This is a genomic window from Kitasatospora sp. NPDC088391, from assembly GCF_044753345.1.
In the GTDB taxonomy this organism is placed as follows: Bacteria; Actinomycetota; Actinomycetes; order Streptomycetales; family Streptomycetaceae; genus Kitasatospora.
Genome location: NZ_JBIVNB010000005.1, coordinates 205879 through 229371 on the forward strand (window position 1 = coordinate 205879; position 23493 = coordinate 229371).

Annotated in this window: 18 protein-coding genes; 11 read left to right on the forward strand and 7 right to left on the reverse strand. The window is 73.0% G+C overall.

Annotation, left to right across the window (positions count from 1 at the left end):
* Positions 1 to 78 precede the first annotated feature (78 nt).
* Positions 79 to 1608 carry an FMN-binding glutamate synthase family protein gene (locus tag ACIQBJ_RS17505; RefSeq protein ID WP_400710335.1) on the reverse strand — a complete coding sequence of 510 codons (1530 nt, stop codon included), beginning with the start codon at positions 1606 to 1608 and terminating at the stop codon, positions 79 to 81.
* A 132-nt stretch (positions 1609 to 1740) separates the two neighbouring features.
* On the opposite strand from ACIQBJ_RS17505, the gene ACIQBJ_RS17510 reads away from it, so the two are divergent.
* On the forward strand, positions 1741 to 2679 hold the full coding sequence (locus ACIQBJ_RS17510; protein ID WP_400710338.1) for an RluA family pseudouridine synthase: 939 nt from the start codon (positions 1741 to 1743) through the stop codon (positions 2677 to 2679).
* Position 2680: 1 nt separating this feature from the next.
* A complete protein-coding gene (locus tag ACIQBJ_RS17515; protein WP_400710341.1) occupies positions 2681 to 3145 on the forward strand; it encodes a GNAT family N-acetyltransferase in 465 nt (154 codons plus the stop codon).
* Between the two features lie 17 nt (positions 3146 to 3162).
* Here the strand turns inward: ACIQBJ_RS17515 and ACIQBJ_RS17520 are convergent, their stop codons facing one another.
* Entirely contained in the window at positions 3163 to 4173 is a 1011-nt protein-coding gene (locus ACIQBJ_RS17520) for a mechanosensitive ion channel family protein (RefSeq protein ID WP_400710344.1), read from the reverse strand.
* Between the two features lie 395 nt (positions 4174 to 4568).
* Between ACIQBJ_RS17520 and ACIQBJ_RS17525 the strand changes: the two genes are divergently transcribed.
* Both ACIQBJ_RS17525 and ACIQBJ_RS17530 read left to right on the forward strand, forming a co-directional pair.
* Positions 4569 to 7295: an alpha/beta fold hydrolase gene (locus ACIQBJ_RS17525; protein ID WP_400710347.1), complete on the forward strand. Its 2727-nt coding sequence runs from the start codon at positions 4569 to 4571 to the stop codon at positions 7293 to 7295.
* On the forward strand, positions 7292 to 8158 hold the full coding sequence (locus ACIQBJ_RS17530) for an ABC transporter permease (RefSeq protein ID WP_400710350.1): 867 nt from the start codon (positions 7292 to 7294) through the stop codon (positions 8156 to 8158). The genes ACIQBJ_RS17525 and ACIQBJ_RS17530 overlap by 4 nt, the downstream gene beginning before the upstream one ends.
* A 24-nt stretch (positions 8159 to 8182) precedes the next feature.
* Here ACIQBJ_RS17530 and ACIQBJ_RS17535 read toward each other — a convergent pair whose 3' ends face one another.
* Complete coding sequence (locus ACIQBJ_RS17535; RefSeq protein ID WP_400710353.1) at positions 8183 to 8734, reverse strand: hypothetical protein; 552 nt, start codon at positions 8732 to 8734, stop codon at positions 8183 to 8185.
* 376 nt (positions 8735 to 9110) lie between these two features.
* On the opposite strand from ACIQBJ_RS17535, the gene ACIQBJ_RS17540 reads away from it, so the two are divergent.
* Positions 9111 to 9572 (forward strand): hypothetical protein, encoded by a 462-nt coding sequence (locus tag ACIQBJ_RS17540; RefSeq protein WP_400710356.1) that lies wholly within the window; start codon positions 9111 to 9113, stop codon positions 9570 to 9572.
* A gap of 7 nt (positions 9573 to 9579) precedes the next feature.
* Here the strand turns inward: ACIQBJ_RS17540 and ACIQBJ_RS17545 are convergent, their stop codons facing one another.
* Positions 9580 to 11451: a serine/threonine protein kinase gene (locus ACIQBJ_RS17545; protein WP_400710359.1), complete on the reverse strand. Its 1872-nt coding sequence runs from the start codon at positions 11449 to 11451 to the stop codon at positions 9580 to 9582.
* 205 nt (positions 11452 to 11656) lie between these two features.
* On the opposite strand from ACIQBJ_RS17545, the gene ACIQBJ_RS17550 reads away from it, so the two are divergent.
* On the forward strand, positions 11657 to 12562 hold the full coding sequence (locus tag ACIQBJ_RS17550) for an MBL fold metallo-hydrolase (protein WP_400710362.1): 906 nt from the start codon (positions 11657 to 11659) through the stop codon (positions 12560 to 12562).
* Positions 12563 to 12609: 47 nt separating this feature from the next.
* On the opposite strand, the gene ACIQBJ_RS17555 is transcribed toward ACIQBJ_RS17550, so the two are convergent.
* Positions 12610 to 13605 (reverse strand): serine protein kinase RIO, encoded by a 996-nt coding sequence (locus ACIQBJ_RS17555; RefSeq protein WP_400710365.1) that lies wholly within the window; start codon positions 13603 to 13605, stop codon positions 12610 to 12612.
* Between the two features lie 312 nt (positions 13606 to 13917).
* Between ACIQBJ_RS17555 and ACIQBJ_RS17560 the strand changes: the two genes are divergently transcribed.
* The 4 genes from ACIQBJ_RS17560 (at position 13918) to ACIQBJ_RS17575 (ending at position 17840) form a co-directional block, all read left to right on the forward strand.
* Positions 13918 to 14337 carry a helix-turn-helix domain-containing protein gene (locus ACIQBJ_RS17560; RefSeq protein ID WP_400710368.1) on the forward strand — a complete coding sequence of 140 codons (420 nt, stop codon included), beginning with the start codon at positions 13918 to 13920 and terminating at the stop codon, positions 14335 to 14337.
* Positions 14337 to 14717 carry a DUF4180 domain-containing protein gene (locus ACIQBJ_RS17565; RefSeq protein WP_400710371.1) on the forward strand — a complete coding sequence of 127 codons (381 nt, stop codon included), beginning with the start codon at positions 14337 to 14339 and terminating at the stop codon, positions 14715 to 14717. The genes ACIQBJ_RS17560 and ACIQBJ_RS17565 overlap by 1 nt, the downstream gene beginning before the upstream one ends.
* Positions 14718 to 14854: 137 nt before the next feature.
* Complete coding sequence (locus ACIQBJ_RS17570; protein WP_400710373.1) at positions 14855 to 17140, forward strand: M9 family metallopeptidase; 2286 nt, start codon at positions 14855 to 14857, stop codon at positions 17138 to 17140.
* 112 nt (positions 17141 to 17252) lie between these two features.
* Positions 17253 to 17840 carry a dienelactone hydrolase family protein gene (locus tag ACIQBJ_RS17575; RefSeq protein WP_400710375.1) on the forward strand — a complete coding sequence of 196 codons (588 nt, stop codon included), beginning with the start codon at positions 17253 to 17255 and terminating at the stop codon, positions 17838 to 17840.
* 17 nt (positions 17841 to 17857) lie between these two features.
* On the opposite strand, the gene ACIQBJ_RS17580 is transcribed toward ACIQBJ_RS17575, so the two are convergent.
* Positions 17858 to 18952 (reverse strand): winged helix DNA-binding domain-containing protein, encoded by a 1095-nt coding sequence (locus ACIQBJ_RS17580; protein ID WP_400710378.1) that lies wholly within the window; start codon positions 18950 to 18952, stop codon positions 17858 to 17860.
* A 189-nt stretch (positions 18953 to 19141) separates the two neighbouring features.
* On the opposite strand from ACIQBJ_RS17580, the gene dnaE reads away from it, so the two are divergent.
* Positions 19142 to 22675 (forward strand): DNA polymerase III subunit alpha, encoded by a 3534-nt coding sequence (dnaE, locus tag ACIQBJ_RS17585; protein WP_400710381.1) that lies wholly within the window; start codon positions 19142 to 19144, stop codon positions 22673 to 22675.
* Positions 22676 to 22754: 79 nt separating this feature from the next.
* On the opposite strand, the gene ACIQBJ_RS17590 is transcribed toward dnaE, so the two are convergent.
* The gene (locus tag ACIQBJ_RS17590) at positions 22755 to 23483 is read right to left on the reverse strand and encodes an RDD family protein (RefSeq protein ID WP_400710384.1); all 729 of its coding nucleotides are present in this window, start codon (positions 23481 to 23483) and stop codon (positions 22755 to 22757) included.
* Positions 23484 to 23493 lie beyond the last annotated feature (10 nt).

The window sequence follows — 23493 nt, forward strand, 5'->3', positions numbered from 1 at the left end:
CCGCGCACCGGCTGTTCGCCGGGTGCGGGGCGGGCCCTTTCGCGCGGGGTGCGGGGCGCGGGGTGCGGGGCGCCGGGCTCAGGCGGCCGGGCCGCCGGTGGCCAGCGCGGTGATCTCCGCGGCCAGCCGCGGGCCGAGCCGGCCCCAGCCCTCCTTGTAGCCGTACACCCCCGCCAGGGTGCGGGACTCGTAGTCGCCGTTCATCACCTCGATGTCCTCGGGGGTGATCAGCGACGGGTGGGCCACGCCCAGCGCCGAGGACACCTTCGTCAACTCCCGCCGCAGGGTGCGCAGGTAGACGGCGGCCCGGGTGGCCTTCGAGGCCGGGTCCAGGCCGCGGGCCAGCCACGGGTTCTGGGTGGCGATGCCGGTCGGGCACTTGTCGGTGTGGCACTTCTGCGCCTGGATGCAGCCGATCGACAGCATCGCCTCGCGCGCCACGTTGACCATGTCGACGCCCAGCGCGAAGGCCACCGCCGCGTTCTCCGGCAGGCCGAGCTTGCCGGAGCCGATGAAGGTCAGCTCGTCCGTCAGCCCCTGCTCGGCGAACGCCCCGTAGACCCGGGAGAAGCCCATCCGGAACGGCAGCGACACCGAGTCGGCGAAGATCCGCGGGGCCGCGCCGGTGCCGCCCTCGCCGCCGTCCACCGTCACGAAGTCCACGCCGCGGTCGCCGCGGGCCATCAGGGCGGCCAGCTCCTGCCAGAACGCCATCTCGCCGACCGCGCTCTTGACGCCCACCGGCAGGCCGGTCTCGGCGGCCAGCAGCTCGACGAAGTCCAGCATCGAGTCGACGTCGCCGAACGCGCTGTGCCGGGACGGCGAGGCGCAGTCCACGCCCACCGGGATGCCGCGGATCGCGGCGATCTCCGGCGTCACCTTCGCGCCCGGCAGCATGCCGCCCAGGCCCGGCTTGGCGCCCTGCGACAGCTTGATCTCGATCGCCCGGACCGGGGCGCCCGCCACGACCTCCTTGAGCTTGTCGAGGTTGAAGCTGCCGTCCTCGTTGCGGCACCCGAAGTACGAGGTGCCGATCTGCAGCACCAGTTCGCCGCCGCGCCGGTGGTACGGGGACAGGCCGCCCTCGCCGGTGTTGTGCATCGCGCCGGCCAGCGCCGCGCCCTCGTTGAGCGCGCCGATCGCCGCGCCGGAGAGCGAACCGAAGCTCATCGCCGAGATGTTGACCACGCTGGCCGGGCGGAACGCCCGGGCCCGGCCGCGCGGGCCGCCCAGCAGCTTCGCCGAGGGCAGCGGGGCCTGCGGGTCGTGCGGGTCCGGGAGGGCGCCCGCGAAGGTGCGCTGCTTCAGGTAGGCGTGGCCCTGCACGTGCGCGACGTCGACCTCGGTGCCGAAGCCGAAGTAGTTGTTCTGCTCCTTGGCGGAGGCGTAGATCCAGGTGCGCTGGTCGCGGCTGAACGGCCGCTCCTCCTCGTTGGAGGTCACGATGTACTGCCGCAGTTCCGGGCCGATCCGCTCCAGCAGGTAGCGGGCGTGGCCCACCACCGGGAAGTTGCGCAGCAGCGCGTGCTTCTTCTGGACCAGGTCGCGGGTCGCGAGCGCGGCGACCGCGGCGGCCGCCGCCGCCGTACCGATCGTGCGGGCCTTCATGGACGTTCCCCCCATCGGGTCCGGCCCCGTCCTCGTCGACGGCGCCGTCGTGTGGTGCGAACCGATGCTAGGAGGCCCCGGTGAACGGCCTGCGGCCAGGGGGCGGGGCGCGGGTCGGGCATACTCGGGTGGGTGAGTATCGCAGCGCAGACCCGTAGCCTCCCCGTACCCGACGGCCTGGAGGGCGAGCGGCTGGACGCCGCCCTGGCCCGGATGTTCGGGTTCTCCCGCACCAAGGCCGCCGAACTCGCCGCCGAGGGCAAGGTGACCCTGGACGGCGCGGTCGCCGGGAAGTCGGACCGGGTCACCGCCGGGTCCTGGCTGGAGGTCGAGATCCCGGCCCCGGCGGCGCCGGTGCAGATCGTCGCCGAGGCCGTCGAAGGCATGCGGATCATCCACGACGACGACCACGTCGTCGTCATCGACAAGCCGGTCGGCGTCGCCGCGCACCCCAGCCCCGGCTGGACCGGCCCCACCGTGATCGGCGGCCTGGCCGCGGCCGGCTACCGGATCTCCACCTCCGGCGCGGCCGAGCGCCAGGGCGTGGTGCACCGGCTCGACGTCGGCACCTCCGGGATCATGGTGGTCGCCAAGTCCGAGCGCGCCTACACCGACCTGAAGCGGCAGTTCCACGACCGGGTCACCGAGAAGAAGTACAACGCCCTGGTCCAGGGCCACCCCGACCCGATGTCCGGCACCGTGGACGCGCCGATCGGTCGGCACCCCAGCAGCGACTGGAAGTGGGCCGTCACCCGTGACGGCAAGCCCTCCGTCACGCACTACGACCTGATCGAGGCGTACCGGGCGGCCTCGCTGCTCGACATCAAGCTGGAGACCGGCCGCACCCACCAGATCCGGGTGCACATGTCGGCGCTGCGCCACCCCTGCGTCGGCGACCTCACCTACGGCGCGGACCCGACGCTGGCCAAGCGGCTCGGCCTGACCCGGCAGTGGCTGCACGCCGTCTCGCTGGGCTTCGAGCACCCCGAGGACGGGCGCTGGGTCGAGTTCAGCTCCGTCTACCCCGAGGACCTGCAGCACGCGCTGGACGTCATCGCGGCGGAGAGCTGAGATGACCGACGTCTCGATCCGGGCGGTCGACGGGGACGCGGACATGGCGCTGGCGCGCGGCGTCCGGCACGAGGTGTTCGTGGTCGAGCAGGACGTGCCGCCGGAACTGGAGTACGACGACCTCGACGCGACCTCGCTGCACCTGCTCGCCGTCGGCCCCGACGGGGCGGCGCTCGGCACCGCCCGGCTGATCTCCGGCGCCGAGGCGCTGGCGGTCACCGGCGGCGTCGAGGGACGGGTGCTGCTCGGCCGGCTCGCCGTCGTGAAGGCCGCGCGCGGCACCGGGCTGGGCGTCCGGCTGGTGCGCGCCGTCGAGGAGCTGGGGCGCGGGCGCGGCGCCCGCGAGGTCGAACTGCACGCCCAGGTGCAGGCGCTCGGCTTCTACGAGCGGCTCGGGTACGCGGCCGAGGGGCCGGTGTACGACGACGCCGGAATCCCGCACCGGACGATGGTGCGGGTGCTGTAGCCCGGGCCGGTGCTTCTTCAGTCGGTCTTCACCCGGGGCAGCGCCTCCGGGTGACGGTCCCTCAGGTGGGCCACCAGGTGCTCGCGGACGGCGAACTTCAGCGCTGCTGCCGCGTCCGGGTCGGCGGCCGTCATGCCGGCCCGGAGCACCAGGGTGGACGGGGTGGTGTCGGTGGCGTCCAGCGACCAGGCCCGGCCGTCCCACAGCTCGGTGGAGTCGAGGAAGCGCTTCAGCTCGGCGCGCAGCTCCTCCACCGGGGTGCGGTGGTCCAGGTGCAGCAGCACCCAGGCCAGCAGGGCCGGGTCGCGGCGGCTCCAGTTCTCGAAGGGCTTCGCGACGAAGTACGAGACCGGGACCACCAGGCGGCGGTCGTCCCACAGCCGCAGCACCAGGTAGGACAGGGTGATCTCCTCGACCGTGCCCTGCTGGCCCTCCAGGACGACGGTGTCGCCGATCCGGACGGTGTCACTGAAGGCGATCTGCAGGCCCGCGAAGAAATTGCCGAGGGCGGACTGGGCGGCGATGCCCGCGACGATGCCGATGATGCCCGCGGAGGCGAGCAGGCTCGCGCCGACGGTCCGCATCGCGTCGAAGGTCAGCAGCATCGCGCCGCCCGCCACCACCCAGACCAGGGCCGAGCCGACCCGGCGGACCAGGCCCAGCTGGGTCCGGACCCGCCGCACCCGGGAAGCGTCCTCGGTCACCGTCTCGTAGCGGCTGAACACCGCCTCCAGCACGGCGGCCAGCACCCGGACGGTGAGCCAGCCCAACGACCCGATCAGCAGCAGGAGCACGGCGTGGCGGCTGCCGCTGTCGTCCGCGTGGAAGATCCGGCGGACCGGGCGGGCGGCGAGCAACAGGGCCGACAGCAGGACGAGTTGGAGCGGGATGCGGCAGCGGCGCAGCAGCGCCCAGACCGGGGCGTCCGGGTGGGCGGCGGCGACCCGCTGGAGCACCTGGTCGACCAGCCAGCCGGCCAGCAGGGTGGCGAGGATCGCGGCGAGCAGGCTGAGGAAGGGCCAGAGCACGGGGCACGCACCTCGGGGGCGGGGGATTCGTACTTTAGCGTGCGGTATGTGGGGGTTCGGGGATTTCGCGCCCACCCGCTCGCCCGTGGACGCTTCGGGAGATCGGGGACTTCGTGCCCACCCGCCCACCCGTGAACGCATCGGGAGGTCCGGCGGGACGGCAGGGGGGAGGGGAGGGAGGGGAAGAGAGCTGAGGGAGGGGGCGGCGAAGGGGAGGGGAGGGAGGTGGGGCGGAGAGGGGGAGGGGAAGAGAGGCGAGGTGGGTGGCGGGGGAAGGGAGAGAAGGGGAGAGAGGGGAGGGGGAGGAAGCGGGGTGGCGGGAGGACCGGTGGGGTGTGGGGGTGTCGTGGGGTGTTAACGGGAGTCCTACTTGCCGCACGGCTAGGATCTTCGGCATGGGCTTCGGTGGGGCATGGCGCGGGTGGTTGACGCGGCGTAGGGCGGTGCTGGCCGGTGGGGTGGCGGTGGGGCTGCTGGTCGGGGGTGGGGCGTTCGCGGTGGCGGGTGAGCCCGCGGGGGTGCAGCGGGAGGACCGGTTCCTGGAGATGCCGGACGGGGCGGGGAGCGTCCGGATCGACACCTCGTTCTTCACGTCCGGCGGGGCCGGGCGGCGGCCGGCGGTGCTGTTGGCGCACGGGTTCGGCGGGTCGAAGGAGGATCTGCGGGCGCGGGCCGAGGAGTTGGCGCGGTCCGGGTACGCGGTGCTGACCTGGTCGGCGCGCGGGTTCGGGAAGTCGACGGGGCAGATCGGGCTGGACCGGCCGGACGCCGAGGTCGCGGACGTCTCGCGGCTGGTGGACTGGCTGGCGCAGCGCCCCGAGGTGCAGTTGGACGGCCCGGGCGACCCCCGGGTGGGGGTGACGGGCGCGTCGTACGGCGGCGCGGTCTCGCTGCTGGCGGCCGGGTCCGACCCGCGGATCGACGCCATCGCGCCGCAGATCACCTGGTGGAACCTGGCGGACGCGCTGTTCCCGCAGGCGGCCCAGGGGAGTTCGGCCGCCGACGGGGTGTTCAAGAAGCTGTGGGCCGGGATCTTCTTCACCACCGGCTCGGCCGGTTTCGGCGCCCCCGGCGCGCCGTCGGAGCAGGCGCCGGGCCCGGTGGGCTGCGGCCGGTTCCGGGACGAGCTGTGCGCGATGTACAACCGGGTCGCGGCCGCCGGCCGGCCGGACGCGGAGGCCGTACAGCTGCTGGACGCGTCCAGCCCGTCCTCGGTGGCGGCGCGGATCAAGGTGCCGACGCTGGTGGTCCAGGGCCAGCAGGACTCGCTGTTCCCGCTCGACCAGGGCGACCGGATCGCGAAGGCGGTGGCCGCGAACGGCGCGCCGGTGGCGGTCGACTGGTTCGGCGCGGGCCACGACGGCGGGCAGGAGACCAGCACCCGGGTCGACGCCCGGGTGACCGCCTGGTTCGACCACTACCTGAAGGGCGCGGGCAACGACACCGGCCCGGCGTTCCGGGTCACCAGGACCGGCGGCGTCGACTCGACCGGCTTCCAGGCGGTGCTGCGCGGCGCGGACGCCGACGCCTACCCCGGGCTGGGCGGCACCGCGCGGCGCGAGGTGGAGCTGACGGGCCGTGAGCAGCGGATCGCGAACCCGCCCGGCGGCTCGCCGCCGAACATCTCGACGCTGCCCGGGATCGGGGCGCTGGCCCAGCTGTCCTCGGTCGGCGCGGGCCTGTCGATCGACTTCCCCGGCCAGTTCGCCTCCTTCGAGTCCCGGCCGCTGGACGGGCCGCTGCACCTGACGGGCGCGCCGGAGGTCCAGGTCCGGGTGAAGGCCGACACCCCCGAGGCGGTGCTGTTCGCCAAGCTGTACGACGTCGCCCCCGACGGCAAGCAGTCACTGCCGCAGCAGCTGGTCGCCCCGCTCCGGGTGACCGGCGCGGACGCCGCGGACGGCCGCACCGTGCGGGTGGCGCTGCCCGCCGTCGACCACGAGTTCGCGGCCGGGCACCGGCTGCGCCTGGTGCTGGCCAGCACCGACCTGGCGTACGCCTCCCCGCAGCAGGCCGCCACGTACACCGTCGCGGTGGCCGGGCAGCTGGCCGTCCCGACGGTCGAGCAGCTGCACACCGAGGCCGCGCCGCTGCCGCGGCGGACCTGGGTGCTGCCGCTGGTGGCGCTGGCGATCGGCGCGCTGCTGGTGTTCGCCCGCCGCCGCCGGGACACCGCGCCCGCACCCGATCCGGCGCTGGCCGGGGTGCCGCTGGAGATCACCGGGCTGGCGAAGAAGTACAAGGGCTCGACCGACCGGTACGCGGTGCGGGACCTGTCGTTCCGGGTGGAGGCCGGGCAGGTGCTCGGCCTGCTCGGGCCGAACGGCGCGGGCAAGACCACCACGCTGCGGATGCTGATGGGCCTGATCCGCCCCGACGAGGGCGGGATCCGGGTGTTCGGGCACGCGATCCGCCCCGGCGCGCCGGTGCTGTCCCGGGTCGGCGCGTTCGTCGAGGGCGCGGGCTTCCTGCCGCACCTGACCGGCCGGGCCAACCTGGAGTCGTACTGGGCGGCGACCGGCCGCCCGGTCGAGGACGCGCACTTCGCGGAGGCGCTGGAGATCGCCGGCCTCGGCGAGGCGCTGGAGCGCGCCGTGCGCACCTACTCGCAGGGCATGCGGCAGCGGCTGGCGATCGCGCAGGCCATGCTCGGCCTGCCCGACCTGCTGATCCTCGACGAGCCGACCAACGGCCTGGACCCGCCGCAGATCCGCGAGATGCGGGAGGTGATGGTCCGTTACGCCGCCGCCGGGCGCACCGTCATCGTCTCCAGTCACCTGCTCGCCGAGGTCGAGCAGTCCTGCACCCACCTGGTGGTGATGGAGCGCGGCCGCCTGGTGGCGGCCGGGCCGACCGCGGAGATCACCGGCGCGGGCGAGCAGCTGATGGTGACCGTCGACGACGGCTACCAGGGCGGCGCCGCGGTGGCCGAGAAGCTGGCCGCGCTGGACGGCGTGGCCGAGGCGCGGGCCGTGGACGGCGGGCTGCTGGTCCGCCTGGACGGCCTGCCCGCGAGCCGGCTGACCGCCGAACTGGTGCGCCTGGGCGTGCCGGTGGCCGGGGTCGGGCCGCAGCGACGGCTGGAGGACGCCTTCCTGTCCCTGATCCAAGGAGCGGCATGAGTACTGTGACGCCTGTTGACCGGGGCACCGCCGCGCCCGGCTACCGGCCGGGCCGGACGCTGCCGCTGCGGGTCGAGGCGATGCGGCAACTGCGCCGCCGCCGCACCCTGGTGATCGGCGCGGTGCTCGTGCTGCTGCCGTTCGTGGTGCTGGCCGCCTTCCAGATCGGCGGCACCCCCGGCCGGGAGAACCGCACCACCTTCATCGAGCTGGCCACCGCGTCCGGGGTCAACTTCGCCACCACCCTGCTGTTCATGGGCACCGGCTTCCTGCTGGTCATCCCGGTCGCGCTGTTCTGCGGCGACAGCGTCGCCTCCGAGGCGAGCTGGTCCTCGCTGCGCTACCTGCTGGCCGCGCCGGTGCCCCGGGCCCGGCTGCTGGCGCGGAAGTTCACCGTGGCGCTGGCGTTCTCGGCGGCCGCCGTGGTGCTGCTGCCCGCGGTCGGGCTGCTGGTCGGCACCGCCGCGTACGGGTGGGGCGACCTGAAGCTCCCGACCGGGGCGACGCTGTCCGCGGGCGAGGCGCTGCCCCGGCTGGCGATCGCCGTGCTGTACGTCTTCCTCGCCGAGATCGTGGTCGGCGCGCTGGCGTTCTGGCTCTCCACGGCGACGGACGCCCCGCTCGGCGCGGTCGGCGGCGCGGTCTTCGTGTCGATCATCACCGGGGTGCTGGACGCGGTGACCGCGCTCGGCTCGCTGCGCGAGTGGCTGCCCGCGCACTGGCAGTACGCCTGGGCGGACGCCCTGCAGCCGCAGTTGGAGTGGGGCGGCATGGTGCAGGGCGTGGTGCTGTCGCTGTCGTACTCCGTGGTGCTGCTGGCGCTGTCGTTCCGCGGGTTCGCGGCGAAGGACGTGGTGTCCTGACGGCGCCGCTCCTCCGGCGGGCCGTCAGCGGGCGCCGTCGCGGACCAGCAGCAGGTCCAGGCCGAGGCGGTGGGCCTCGGCGGCCCAGTGCGGCAGGTGCTCGGTGAGGAACCAGGCGGCCTCGTCGAGGTCGTCCTCGTCCAGGCCGTCGAGTTCCTGCTCGGGGATCGACTCCGGGTCCAGGCGCGCGAGTTCGGCGAGCAGCGCGGCGGTGCCGGTGCGGTCGGCGAGGGTCGGGAACGGCCACGGCCAGTCGTCCGCGCCCGGGGTCGGGAAGGCCCAGCGGCGGGACCAGAACGCGGTGAGCGCGGGGAGGTCGAACTGCCGGAACAGTCCGGTGAGTTCGTCCCAGTGCCGACCGGGCACCGTCACGCCGCCGAGCGGTGTTCCGAGCGCGCCCGCCAGGGCGGGCAGCAGCCCCGCGTAGCGGGAGTCGGCCCCGGCGCGCAGCCGCCCGGAGAGCAGTTCGGCGAGGGCGGGGGAGTCGGGCACCCCCGGGAGCGCCGTGCCGGAGCCGGGCAGTCGGAGCAGGGCGGCGGCGTCCACCGCGAAGGCGGCGAAGTGCTGTTCGGCCATGGCCCGCAGTATGCCCCGGAACTGTGACAACTCCGTTGCCCGGCAAGGGAGTCGGCCAGGTTCTGCGACCCCGGTGGCGGGAATCCTGAGGGCAGGTGCACGGAAGGCGAACGGGGGAATTCGCATGGGATTTCTGATTTTCCTGGTGATGTGCGGCGGAATCGTCTGGTTGATCCTCCGGATGACGGGGGAGTCCGCCCGCTCGCGGCGACACGCGCGCTACCAGCGGCGCCGTCGGAGCGGTCGTCGGGGCGGCGGCAGTGACGGGGGCGCGGGTGTCGGCGGCGCTGCCTGCGGCGGCGGCGGCGGTTGCGGCGGAGGGGGAGGCGGCTGTGGCGGGGGTTGCGGTGGCGGTGGCTGACGGCGGGTCGGGCCGGTGAACCGGTGGCGGTACGAGCGGCGGCTCGCCCGGGTGCGGGCCGCCGTGGCGGCGCTGGAGCTGCCCGAGGCGGTCTTCCGGACCTGCCCGTACCGGCCGCGCGCCCTGGTGGAGACCGGGTTGCGGCAGTGGCTGAGCTGCTGCGGGGCCGCGATGCTCGACCGGCAGGTGATCGGCATGCCCTCGCACGCGGTGGACGAGGCCTGGCACGGGCTGATCCTCTGCACCGCCCGCTACCGGGCGTTCTGCCGGGAGGCGTACGGCGGCTTCCTGCACCACCACCCGCAGGGCGGGGAGCCCCCGGGCCCGCGCGGCCGGGCCGGGACGATGGCCGAACAGCTCCACCGGACGGCGGTGGCCTGGGAGTTCGTCGCCCGGCCGGGTGAGGAGTGCGTGCTCTGGGACCTGGACCCGCGGGTCGGCGTCGCGGAGCCGTGGAGCACCGGGCCGCCGCACTGAGCGGGCGTCAGGAGAAGCGGAACAGCTGGGACTTGGCGCCGGGGGAGCAGCTGTCGACGGTGAGCTGCCCGCCGCCGTGGTCGGTGAGGCAGCTCTGCGGGCCGTAGCCGAACTTCAGCTGGAAGGTGCCGGAGCCGGCGTCCGCGAGCGACCAGGCGGTCAGGTCGCCGTAGGAGTTGGGGCCGGCCAGTTCGGTGGAGCTGGGGCTGCCCGCGTAGTTGGCGCCGAGGCTGACGCCGCTGTCGGCCTTGCAGGCGGTGAAGGTGGTCTGGCCGAAGTTGTCGGTGGCCTTGATCCAGCCGTAGGCGGTGTAGCCGCCGGTGACGACGGCGACCCCGGCGCTCACGGCGTTGTCCTTGAGCCCGACGGCTTGGCCGCTGCCGACGTTGACCAGGCGGCCCCAGCCGGAGCCGCCGCAGCCGGAGGCCGGGCCGGGGGGCTTGGGCTGGGTCGGGGTGGTGCCGCTGCCCGAGCCGGCCGAGCCGCCGCCGCCGCCCGCGTTGCCGCCGTTGGCCGAACCGCCGTTGGCGGAGCCGGTGTTGCTGCCCGTGCCGGGGTTCGAGCCGGTGCCGGTGCCGGGGTTGGAGCCGTTGCCGGTCCCGGTGCCAGGGTTGCTGCCCGCGCCGGTGCCGGTGCCCGGGGCGGTGCCCGGGCCCGCGCCGTTGTTCGCGGCCGGGTCGCCGTTCGGCGGGGCCGGGGCCTCGGTGCCGGGCGGGGCGGTGCCGGGCGCGCCGGTGGTGGCGGCCGGGCCGGTGCCGGTGGGGGTGCCCGGGGCGGTGGTGCCGGGGTCGGCCGTCGCGCCGGGGCCCTGGGCGGAGGGCCCGTTCGCGGACTTGTGCTGCCAGGGCAGCAGGTCGAGCTGATGGGCCGTCACGCCGCCGCCGGTGACCAGGATCAGCGGGAGGACCAGGGTGACCAGCCGTCGGCGGCCGTCCGGCCGGGGCGCCCGGCCGGACGGGACGGTCGGGCTCTCCGGGGCGGGCGGCGCGGGCGCGGTGGGCCCGGCGGGGGCGACGGGCTCGGGGAGCGAGACGATCGCGCCCAGCCCGGCGGGGGTGGACATCGCGGCGCGGGTGGCGGCGGCCATCGCGGCGGCGTCCGGGTAGCGGTCCGCGGGCAGCTTGGCCAGGGCCCGGGCGACCACGGCGCGGACCGGCGCGGGGACCGCCTCCGGCAGCTCGGGGACCGGCTCGCGGACGTGCTTGAGCACCACTTCGAGCGGCGTGCCGCCGGTGAACGGGGGCTTGCCGGCCAGGAGTTCGTACAGCACCACGCCGACCGAGTAGAGGTCGGAGACGGCGGAGGCGTCCCGGCCCTCGGCCCGTTCGGGGGCCATGTACAGGGCGGTGCCGATGACCGCGTGGGCGGTGGTGATCCGGGTGTCGGCGAGGGTCCGGGCGATGCCGAAGTCGGTGACGGTGATCCGGCCGTCCTGATCGATCATCAGGTTGGACGGCTTGATGTCGCGGTGCACGATGCCCTGCTGGTGGGCGGCGTGCAGGGCGTCCAGGACCTGGGCGGCGATGTCCAGCGCGCGGTCCGGCGGCAGGCCCTTGCGGTCGCGGGCCTTGTCGAGCGGGCGGCCGGTGAGCAGCTCCATCACGATGTAGGCGGTCGTCGTGCCCGGCTCGGAGTCGTCCTCGCCGTAGTCGTGGATGTGCACCACGCCGCGGTGGTTCATCGCGGCCAGCACGGTGGCCTCGCGGCGGAAGCGGGCGGCGAAGAGCTCGTCCTCCATCAGCGCGGGCAGCACGATCTTCACCGCGACCTGGCGGCCCAGCACCCGGTCGTCGGCCCGCCAGACCTCGCCCATCGCGCCGCTGCCCAGCCGTTCGGCGAGCGCGTAGCGGCCCCCGAGCACCGTCCCCCGACCCCACATGTCCCGCGTCCCCCGAGCGTGTTGTACGACCTGTCAGCAGCGATTCTGACCGTTCGAACGCCGGAGGGGAAGTTCGGCCCCGGTTCCCCGTCCCGACCGGCCGCAGCGACCCTAACACCTGTTGTGTGACACAACTGCTGTGCACGGAGTGATGATTGACATACGGTCGGCCGGTTGCACCCCCGCCTATCCGAGGAGCCCGCAGGTGTCGAACACTCCGGTCGACTTCACCCCCGTCGACCCGGCCCCCGTCGACTTCACCGCCGACCGGCCCGTGATCCGGCCGCTGGACGTCCGGTGGAACCACGGCTCGCCGTCGTCGAAGCACAACACCGACCCCGACCTCCAGGTGTTCGTCCACGACGAGCACACCGTGATCCTCCGGCAGAACATGGCCGTGAACTACGAGGCGCCCTTCCTGTACCTGCTGTTCGGCAACGAGCGCGCGCTGCTGCTCGACACCGGCGCCACCGCCGAGGCCGCCTTCATGCCGCTGCGCGCCACCGTGGACGCGCTGGTCGCCGACTGGCTGGAGCGCCACCCGCGGGAGGACTACCGGCTGCTGGTGCTGCACACCCACTCGCACGGCGACCACACCGCCGGGGACGGGCAGTTCGCCGACCGGCCCGGCACCGAACTGGTGCCGGCCCTCAAGGAGTCGGCCTGGCCCTGGTACGGCTTCGACGCCGACCCGGACGCCGTGGTCACCGTCGACCTCGGCGGCCGGGTGGTGGAGGCGATCGCCACGCCCGGGCACCACGCCGCCGCCGTCACCCACTACGACCCGTGGACCGGCTTCCTGCTCACCGGCGACACCGTCTACCCCGGCCGCCTGTACATCGAGGACTGGCCGGCCTTCGTCCGCAGCGTCGACCGGATGATCGAGTTCGCCGAACAGCGGGCCGTCACGCACGTGCTGGGCTGCCACATCGAGATGTCCACCCAGCCGGGCATCGACTACCCGATCTTCTACACCCACCAGGAGCACGAGGCCCCGCTGGAGCTCAAGGTCGCGCACCTGTACGAGCTCCGCGGGGCGCTCGCCGCGATCGGCGACGAACCGCGGCGGCTGGCGCTGCCGCGGTTCGTCCTGTGGCCGCACGGCTCGTAGCGCCCGGCCCGCCCGGCCCGGCGGTGGCCGCCGCCGTCTCCGCCCCGTCAGCGGCGGAGGCGGGCGTCGGCCGCCAGGGACTCGACCAGCTCCTCGACCCGGGCCGGCGGGAGGCCGCGGGAGACGAACCAGGCGCCGACGTTGCGCACGTCCCGCTCCAGGAAGGAGAGGCCGCGCGGGTTGGCCACCACGTCGACGATCTGCGGCACGTCGATGATCACCAGGCGGCCGCGGTGGACCAGGATGTTGTACGCCGAGAGGTCGCCGTGGGCGTAGCCGTCGAAGGCCAGCACCGCCAGGCTGCGGGCCAACTGCGCCCACAGGTCGTCGACATCGGCCTCCTCGGCGCGGAGCTGGGCCAGCCGGGGCGCGGCCGTGCCCTCCTCGTCGCCGATGAACTCCATCAGGATCTCGGTGCCGGTGATCTGCACCGGGTACGGCACGGCCACGCCGGCCGACCAGAGCCGGCAGAGCGCGTTGAACTCGGCGGCCGCCCACTGGCCGGCGATCGCCTCCTTGCCGAAGGCCGTCCGCTTGGCCATCGCCCGGCTGATCCGGGACTCCTTGTGCTGGCGGCCCTCCAGGTAGCCGGAATCGCGGTGGAACATCCGGTGCTGGGCGTCCCGGTAGCGCTTGGCGGCCATCAGGGTGCGGCGGCCGGTGCCGGGGACGGCGCGCTCCAGCAGGAAGACGTCCGCCTCCTTGCCGGTCTTCACGATGCCGAACTCGGTGTCGACGGCCGCGAGTTCGGTGACGACCCAGTCGGGGCGCGGCTCGGGGCCCTTCTCGGTCGGGGTGGACTGGTCCCAGGTCGACCAGCGGTCGCCGGTGGGCGGGCCGTCCGTCACCGGGGCGGCGGGGAAGTCCGGGAGGAAGTCCCCGGAGCCGTCGTGGGCGTCGTGGCCGTCGGGCTCGGCGGACGGGAAGTACAGGTAATCGGGTTCGTTCGCATCGTCGAAGCGGTCGGCCCTGCGGCCGCGGCGCGACGTGCCCTTGGGGCGGATGCGGGAGAAGGAATCGTTGTCGGCAAAGCGCTCGCGCACTGCGGTGGCTCCTGAGGAGAGGCCCACCGGGGCGCGGAAGTGAGGCGCTGTCAGCCGGTGGGGCGAAGACGAGAAGGAAGGGCGTGTGGCGCGCAGGCGAAGGCGCGCCGCGTCGTGGCGGCAACCATCGGGGCACACCTCCTTCTACTTCTCGTCAGGTCCGCACGCGTCGTGCGTCGAGGACGTGGACCACCTTAGCGGGATGCGCGTCCGGTGCAAGCGATTTATTCGGGCGCCTCCCGGGCCGGGCGTAAATGGACGAGAACTTCCTTTTCCTGCCGTACCATGGGGAGTGATAGGGAAGGATGAGGAATGCGGGAGTTCTACTCCGTCGAGGACGTGGCCGAGCTGCTCGGGCTGCACGTGAAGACCGTCCGCGGCTACGTGCGGGACGGGAGGCTGAAGGCGGTCCGGATCGGGAAGCAGTACCGGATCGCCCGGGCCGAGGTCGAGGCGCTGACCGGCGCCCCGGCGCCCGCCCCGGCGCCGGCGGCGCGGGCGGAGGTCTCGGCGGTGGTGCAGGTCGACGGGGTCGACCGGGCCGGGGCGGACCGGCTGGTGACGGCGGTGCTGGCGGCGGCCGGGGCCCGGTCCGGGGGGTCGCGCCCGCTCTGGGTGCAGGCGGTGCGGGAGGAGGAGCGCGGCGCGCTGCGCTTCGTGGTGCTCGGCCCGCCGCGGCGGGTGGGGGACGTGCTGGTGCTGATCGAGGAACTGACCGGAGGCGGGATCTGATGGACGTTCAGGAGCTGGGCGGGGTCACGGTGCTGGTGTGCCCCGCGGCGGGCGAGCCGGTGGCGGGGGAGCGGCAGGCGCTGGACCTGCTGGGCGACGCGTCCTACCGGGAGGCGTCCTGGGTGGCGGTGCCGGTGGAGCGGCTGGGGGCGGAGTTCTTCCGGCTGCGCAGCGGTGTCGCGGGCGCGGTGGTGCAGAAGTTCGCCCAGTACCGGTCCGGGCTGGCGGTGGTGGGGGACATCGCGGCGCACGTCGAACGCTCGGACGCGCTGCGGGACTTCGTCCGGGAGAGCAACCGGGGCGGGCAGCTCTGGTTCGTCGCGGACCTGCCGGAGTTGGCCGGGCGATTGGCCAACTCGGTGGTTATGCCCGGCAGTTGATCTGACGCGCAGGTCTTCCCGATGCCAGGTGACATGTGTAATTGTACATGTCACCTGGTCGTCGGGCCCCACCCGACGGCTTCCGACCCTCCGCCGTGCCCCCCAACACGGCGTCACCCAGGCCCGGAGGCCCCCACGTGCGAACCTTCCGGATACCGTTCGCGTCCCTGACGCGCACGCTCACCCTGTTGCTGTCCTTCTGCCTGGCCCTCGGCTTCCTCGGCGCGCTGGCGCCCGGGGCCCGGGCCGCGGCCGACCCGGTCAAGCCGGACGGCCGGAGCGCGAAGGCGGCGAACGCGGCGAAGTCCGCGCCCCGCTCCACCGAGGCGGCCGAGCGCCGCAAGGACTCCGCCCGGGACGCCCGCGCGGACGCCAGCAAGCGGCCCCCCGTCACCACCGCGGGCGAGCCCACCGCCGCCGCCCGGCCGCAGTCCCTGGCCGCCGCCGCGACCTGCAACACCTCCGACTTCACCGGCCGGAGCGGCAGCGCCCTGGTGACGGCGATCAAGTCGGCGAGCGTGGACTGCGTCAACAGCCTGTTCTCGCTCCAGGGCAACGACGCCAAGCTGGCCTTCAACGAGTCGCAGATGGTCACCGTGGCCAACGCGCTGCGCAGCGTCTCGGCGAACTACCCCGGCGACGACTCCACCTCGGCCACCCAGATCGTGCTCTACCTGCGGGCCGGCTACTACGTGCAGTGGTACAACCCGGACGTGGTCGGCAGCTACGGCAGCGCCCTGAAGTCCGCGATCGAGGGCGGCCTGGACGCGTTCTTCGCCGCGCCGCACTCGCAGGACGTCAACGACGCCAACGGCGCCACGCTGTCCGAGGCGGTCACCCTGATCGACAGCGCCGCCGAGAACGCCCGCTACCTGAACGTCGTCAAGCGCCTGCTGAACGGCTACAACAGCAGCTACGACGCGTCCTGGTACATGCGCGCCGCCGTCAACAACACCTACACGGTGCTCTGGCGCGGCCACCAGAACAGCGACTTCCCGCCCGCCGTGCAGGCCGACCCGAGCGTGCTCGACGCCCTGCAGTCCTTCGCCTCGCGCAACAACGCGATGCTCGGTGGCGACAACGGCTACCTGGTCTCCAACGCCGGCCGCGAGATGGCCCGCTTCCTCCAGTACCCGGCGCTGCAGGCCAAGCTCCGCCCGATGGTGAAGGGCCTGCTCGACCAGAGCTCGATCACCGGCCGGACCTCCGCGCTCTGGGTCGGCCTGGCCGAGATGACCGACGGCTACGACAAGGCCAACTGCGCCTACTACGGCACCTGCGACCTGGCCAACCGGCTGAAGGCCGCCGTGCTGACCGTCAACTACACCTGCAGCCCGTCGATCCGGATCGTCGCCCAGGCGCTGACCGCCGACCAGCTGAACACCGCCTGCACCAGCCTCAAGGGCCAGGACGCCTACTTCCACAGCGTGGTCAAGGACAACGGGCCGGTCGCGAACGACAACAACACCACCATCGAGGTGGTGGTCTTCCACTCCAGCACCGACTACCAGACCTACGCCGGCCTGATCTACGACATGTCCACCGACAACGGCGGCATGTACCTGGAGGGCGACCCGTCCGCGGTCGGCAACCAGCCGCGGTTCGTCGCCTACGAGGCCGAGTGGGTCCGCCCGGACTTCCAGATCTGGAACCTCAACCACGAGTACACCCACTACCTGGACGGCCGCTTCGACATGGCCGGCGACTTCGACGCCGGCATGGTCACCCCGACCGTCTGGTGGGTCGAGGGCTTCGCCGAGTACGTCTCCTACTCGTACCGCAACGTCGAGTACACCGACGCGATCACCCAGGCCGGCCTGCACACCTACCCGCTGTCCACGCTGTTCGACACCACCTACCAGAACACCGACCAGACCCGGACCTACAACTGGGGCTACCTGGCCGTCCGCTACATGCTCCAGTCGCACCGCGCCGACATGGACGCCGTGCTCGCCAAGTACCGGGCCGGTGACTGGAACGGTGCCCGCACCATTCTGAAGACCACCATCGGCACCCGCTACGACGCCGACTTCAACGCCTGGCTGACCACCTGCAACGCCGGCAACTGCGGTGCCCCGACCACCCCCGGCGCCCCCGAGTGCACCGGCGCCGACACCCGGCAGCTCGACCAGAACTGCCGCCGCTCCAACGCCGCCGCCACCACCGGCAACTACGCGTACTTCTACCTGTACGTCCCGGCCGGCACCGCCAAGCTGACCATCGCCACCGCCGGCGGCACCGGCAACGCCGACCTGTACTACAAGTCCGGCGGCTGGGCCACCACCGGCTCGTACACGGCGAAGTCCGCCACCGCGGGCAACACCGAGACGATCACCGTCAACAACCCGCCCGCGGGCTGGAACTACATCAGCCTCTACGCCCAGCAGGGCTTCGCCGGGACGTCCGTCACCACCTCGTACTGACGGCCCGCCGCACCGAACGGCCCGGCCCACCCACCGGTGGGCCGGGCCCCGGCACGTCCGGCGATGGGAGATCATGGAGGGTCCGAAGCCCGAGCACCGAGGAGCCTCCCCCGTGGCCGAGATCGTCCTGTTCCACTCCGCGTACGGCCTGCGCCCCGCCGTGCACGAGGCCGCCGACCGGCTGCGCGCCGCCGGGCACACCGTGCACACCCCCGACCTGTACGGGGGCCGGACCTTCGACGACCTGGAGGAGGGCATGGCGTACCGCGACGAGATCGGCAACGACGACCTGCTGCGCCGCGCCGTCACCGCCGTCGCCCCGCTGCTGCCCGCCGAACCCGGCCTGGTGTACGCCGGGTTCTCGCTCGGCGGCTCGCTCGCCCAGAACCTGGCCCTCGCCGACGGGAAGGCCCGCGCCCTGGTGCTCTTCCACGGCACCTCGGACCTGCGGGAGGACGCCGCCACCGAGATCCCGGTGCAGCTGCACGTCGCCGAACCCGACCCGTTCGAGTCCGACGACTGGCTGAACACCTGGTACCTGTGGATGACCCGGGCCGGCGCCGACGTCGAGGTGCACCGCTACCGGGGCGCCGGGCACCTCTACACCGACCCCGAACTGCCCGACCACGACACCGAGGCCGCCGAGCGGACCTGGGCCGCCACGCTGGCCTTCCTGGAGGAGGTCGACCAGCAGTACTGACGGGCCGTCGGGGGCGCTCAGGACGCGAACACCACCTCGCGGCGCTCCGCCTCCGGCTCCAGGAAGGCCAGCAGCCGCTCGCCCTCCGCGACCAGCTCGGCGCGCCGCCCGTGCGGCAGCAGCGGGGTGAGGGTGAGGACGGCCGTGCCGCGCCCGCACGCGTGCTCCCAGACGCCCGCGACCAGGCCGTCCACCAGGTAGGAGGCCAGCAGGGTGCCGTTGACCGCCCGGTAGACCTGCCGCTGGATCGCGGCGGGCAGCATCCTGGTCCGGTCGGCGTGCGAGAGCAGCGCGGCGTCCCACTTCGGCAGCAGCCGCACCGGCAGCTCCCGGCCCGGGTCGACGTCCACCGGCGGCGCGTCCGGCAGGTCCAGCAGCTCGCGGCCGTCCTCGGCCCGGTAGCGGACCGGGTCGCCCAGCTCGGCCAGCGCCGCGTCGACCTGGCGCAGCCGCAGGCCCGCGAAGTGCGCGACGTCGGCCCGGGAGGCCGGGCCGTAGCCCGCCAGGTAGCGGCGCACCAGCCGGGCGGTGCCGGCCGGCTCCGGCGGCAGCGCCCCCGGCCACAGCACCATCGACGGCTTGCCGTGCGCCCGCCAGTGCCCGGACGGGGCGACGTGCACCAGCGGGAGCAGCGCCCGCGGCCAGTGCAGCAGGTCCGCGGCGCGGGCCCGGCCGCCGGACGCCTCGGCGGTGTGCCCGCGCAGCTCCTCGGCGGTCCGCGGGACGGCGGCGAACTCCCGCAGCGACGCCTCCAGGGCGGCCTCGTCCAGGCCGCTGTCCCGGTGCCGCCCGCGCAGGTCCTTCAGCCACTGCGCGCGCCAGGCCGCCGCCAGGTGCCCGTAGTCCTCGCCCGGCACCAGGTGCAGGGTGCCGCGCATCAGGGTGGACTTCACCACCGTGCCGTCCAGCAGCGCGGCCTCCAGCTGCCGGTGCCCGAAGCCGGGCAGCCGGGCCCACAGCGCGAGGTGCGGCGAGGGCGAGTACTGCGCCTGCAGCGCGGTCAGCCGGGCGACGGCGGAGGCGGCGTCCGGCGTCCCGGCGCGGTGCAGCAGCTGGCGGTCGAAGTAGGAGACGGTCAGCTCGCGGTCGGACAGGGTGCGGGCGGCGGGCATCGCGGGGCCTCCTGGCGGTCGTACGGGGACGGCACAAACTAACAGCCCGTCAGCAGGGTGCGGCCCCGGAAACGATCTTTTGAAGGGGACTAGACTCGGGGCGCGATCCCGGAAGCCGTGGTCCGAGCCCTGGTGGTGGCTCGGGCCTCACGTGTTTCGGCCCCCACCCAGGACCCCGGAGGCCCCGCCTTGAGCGACCAGCCGTACGCGCACCTGCACGTCCACACCGAGTACTCGATGCTGGACGGCGCCGCCCGGCTGAAGCAGCTCTTCAAGGAGGTCGAGCGGCTCGGGCAGACCCACGTCGCGATGACCGACCACGGCAACATGTACGGCGCCGCCGAGTTCCACAAGCAGGCGACGGCGGCCGGGATCACCCCGGTGATCGGCATCGAGGCGTACGTCGCGCCCGAGTCCCGCTCCAACACCAAGCGCATCCTGTGGGGCCAGCCGCACCAGAAGAAGGACGACGTCTCGGCGTCCGGCGCCTACACCCACAAGACCATCTGGGCCCGCGACAAGCAGGGCCTGCACAACCTCTTCAAGCTGACCTCGCGCTCCTACGCCGAGGGCTGGCTGGTGAAGTGGCCCCGGATGGACAAGGAGATCATCGCCGAGCACGCGGCCGGCCTGATGGCCACCACCGGGTGCCCGTCCGGCGAGGTGCAGACCCGGCTGCGGCTGGGCCAGTTCGACGAGGCGGTCCGGGCGGCCGGCGAGTACCAGGACATCTTCGGCCGGGAGAACTACTTCCTGGAGCTGATGGACCACGGCCTGGAGATCGAGACCCGGGTCCGCGACGGCCTGGTCGAGATCAGCCGGAAGCTGAACATCCCGCCGGTGGTCACCAACGACTCGCACTACACCACCGAGGGCGACGCGGGCGCGCACGACCTGCTGCTGTGCGTGCAGACCGGCAAGAACCTCTCCGACCCGGACCGGTTCCGGTTCGACGGCACCGGCTACTACATCAAGTCGGCCGCCGAGATGTACGGCCTGGACACCTCGGACGTCTGGCAGGAGGGCTGCCGCAACAGCCAGCTGCTGGTTGCCGAGCGGGTCGACACCACCGGCATGTTCGAGTTCAAGAACCTGATGCCGCGCTTCCCGATCCCCGAGGGGTACGCCTCCGAGGCGGAGTTCTTCCGGGCCAAGGTCTGGGAGGGCATGGACCGGCGCTTCCCCGGCGGCTACGACGAGGAGCACCGCAAGCTCGCCGAGTACGAGATGGACACCATCATCCAGATGGGGTTCCCGGCGTACTTCCTGGTGGTCGCCGACTTCATCATGTGGGCGAAGAGCCAGGACATCGCGGTCGGCCCCGGCCGCGGCTCGGCGGCCGGCTCGCTGGTCGCCTACGCGATGGGCATCACCGACCTCGACCCGATCCCGCACGGCCTGATCTTCGAGCGCTTCCTCAACCCCGAGCGCGTCTCGATGCCCGACGTCGACATCGACTTCGACGAGCGCCGGCGCGCCGACGTGATCCGCTACGTGACCGACAAGTGGGGCGCCGACAAGGTCGCCATGATCGTCACGTACGGCACCATCAAGGCGAAGGCCGCGATCAAGGACTCCTCCCGGGTCCTCGGCTACCCGTACGCGATGGGCGACCGGATCACCAAGGCGATGCCGCCGGACGTGATGGGCAAGGGCATCCCGCTGTCCGGCATCACCGACTCCGCGCACCCCCGCTACGGCGAGGCGGGCGAGATCCGCGGCCTGTACGAGAACGACCCGGACGTCCGCAAGGTGATCGACACCGCGCGCGGCATCGAGGGCCTGATCCGGCAGCCCGGCGTGCACGCGGCCGGCGTCATCATGTCCGCCGAGCCGCTCACCGACCACATCCCGGTCTGGACCCGGCACTCCGACGGCGTCACCATCACCCAGTTCGACTACCCCACCTGCGAGGGCCTCGGCCTTCTCAAGATGGACTTCCTCGGCCTGCGGAACCTGACGATCATGGACGACGCGGTCAAGGCGATCGAGAAGAACAAGGGCGTCAGGATCGAGCTGCTCCAGCTGCCGCTGGACGACAAGCCCGCCTACGAACTCCTCGCCCGCGGCGACACGCTGGGCGTCTTCCAGCTCGACGGCGGCCCGATGCGCTCGCTGCTGCGCCTGATGAAGCCCGACAACTTCGAGGACATCTCCGCCGTCCTGGCGCTGTACCGACCCGGCCCGATGGGCGTCAACTCGCACACCAACTACGCGCTGCGGAAGAACGGCCAGCAGGAGATCACCCCGATCCACCCGGAGCTGGCCGAGCCGCTCAAGGAGATCCTCGAACCCACCTACGGCCTGATCGTCTACCAGGAGCAGGTGCAGAAGGCCGCGCAGATCCTGGCCGGCTACTCGCTCGGCCAGGCCGACCTGCTGCGCCGGGCGATGGGCAAGAAGAAGAAGGAGATCCTGGAGGCCGAGTTCGTCCCGTTCCGGCGCGGCTGCCGGGAGCGCGGCTACTCCGACGCGGCGATCCAGGCGGTCTGGGACGTGCTGGTCCCGTTCTCCGGCTACGCCTTCAACAAGGCGCACACCGCCGGCTACGGGCTGGTCTCCTACTGGACGGCCTACCTGAAGGCCAACTACCCGGCCGAGTACATGTCGGCGCTGCTCACCTCGGTCAAGGACGACAAGGACAAGTCCGCGGTCTACCTCAACGAGTGCCGCAAGATGGGCATCCAGGTGCTGCCGCCGGACGTCAACGAGTCGGACGCCGACTTCACCCCGCACGGCAGCGAGACCGTCCGGTTCGGGCTGACCGCGATCCGCAACGTCGGCGGGCCGGTGGTGGAGTCGATGATCCGGACCAGGAAGGCCAAGGGGAAGTACACCTCGTTCCCGGACTTCCTGGAGAAGGTCGAGTCGGTGGTCTGCAACAAGCGCACCGTCGAGTCGCTGATCAAGGCCGGCTCCTTCGACTCGCTCGGGCACACCCGGCGCGGCCTGAGCGCCCAGTTCGAGCCGATGATCGACAACGTGGTCGGGATCAAGCGCAAGGAGGCCGAGGGGCAGTTCGACCTGTTCGGCGGCGACTCCGTCTCGGACGAGCCGTCCTTCGGGCTGGACGTGGTGTTCTCCGACGAGGAGTGGGAGAAGTCCTTCCTGCTCACCCAGGAGCGCGAGATGCTCGGCCTGTACGTCTCCTCGCACCCGCTGCACGGCATCGAGCACCTCCTCGCCGACCGGGCGGACTGCGCGGTCGCCGACCTGGCCGAGCGGCCGGACGGCGCGATGGTGACCATCGGCGGCATCATCTCGGGCCTGCAGCGCAAGATGACCAAGCAGGGCAACGCCTGGGCGATCGCCACCGTCGAGGACCTGGCCGGCTCGATCGACTGCATGTTCTTCCCCGCCAGCTACCAGCTGGTCGCCTCGCAACTCGTCGAGGACTCCGTGGTGTTCGTCCGCGGCAAGCTCGACCGGCGGGAGGACGTGCCCCGGCTGATGGGCATGGAGCTCGCGGTGCCGGACCTGAGCAACATCGGGGCGCAGCTGCCGATCGTGATCACCGTGCCGGAGGACAAGCTGACCCCGCCGATCGTCGGCCGGCTCCGCGAGGTGCTCGTCCACCACAAGGGCAGCACCGAGGTGCACGTCCACCTGCGCGGCGAGAGCAAGACCGTGGTGCTGCGGCTGGACCGGCACCGGGTGAAGACCGACCCGGCGCTGTTCGGCGACCTCAAGCAGCTGCTCGGCCCGAGCTGCCTGGCGGGCTGACGGCCCGTCACCCCGGCGCACGGCGAGGGGCCCCGGCGGAGCGTGGTGACTCCGCCGGGGCCCCTCGGTGTGCGCCGGCTCAGTTCTCCTTGACCACGACGGTCTTGGCGGCCTTGTCGTGGAAGGTCTGCTGGAGCGGCTTGTCCCACAGCTGGGAGAGGCCGTTGACCAGCACGATCAGACCGCCGACGACCGGGATGATGTACGGGCCGCCCCAGACGCCGGCCCGGGTCCACAGCTCGTTGTCGGTCGGGCGGGCGCCGGTGGCGACGCTGACCACCCGCAGCTTCATGGCCTTCTTGCCCACGGTCTGGCAGTGCTGGGTGCTCATCATGACGCCGTCGTACACGACGTAGGCGGCGGCGAACAGCACCCAGTACATGATGCTGAACGGGGTGAACAGCAGGTTGGCCAGGATGGTGATGACCACGCCGATGATCAGGCCGTCGATCAGGCGGGCCACGAAGCGGTCGACCGGGGTGGCCAGGGTCCGGGTGCCCGGGGTCGGCGGCACGCCGGGCGGCGGGGGCGGGGCGATCCAGCCCGGCAGCTGGCCCTGCGGGGCCGCGTAGCCCGGCTGGCCGTAGGGCTGCTGGCCGTAGCCCGGCTGCTGCTGGTCGTACCCGGGCTGGCCGTAGCCCGGCTGCTGACCAGGGCCCTGCTGACCGTAACCGGGCTGCTCACCGTATCCGGGCTGCGGCTGGCCGTAGCCCGAGGCCGGCGGCTGCTGGCCGTACGGGTTGGGGTCCTGCGGCTTCTGGTACGGATCCTGCGACGGCCCGTAGCCAGGAGGGGTGTTGCTGCTCATGCTGCCGACT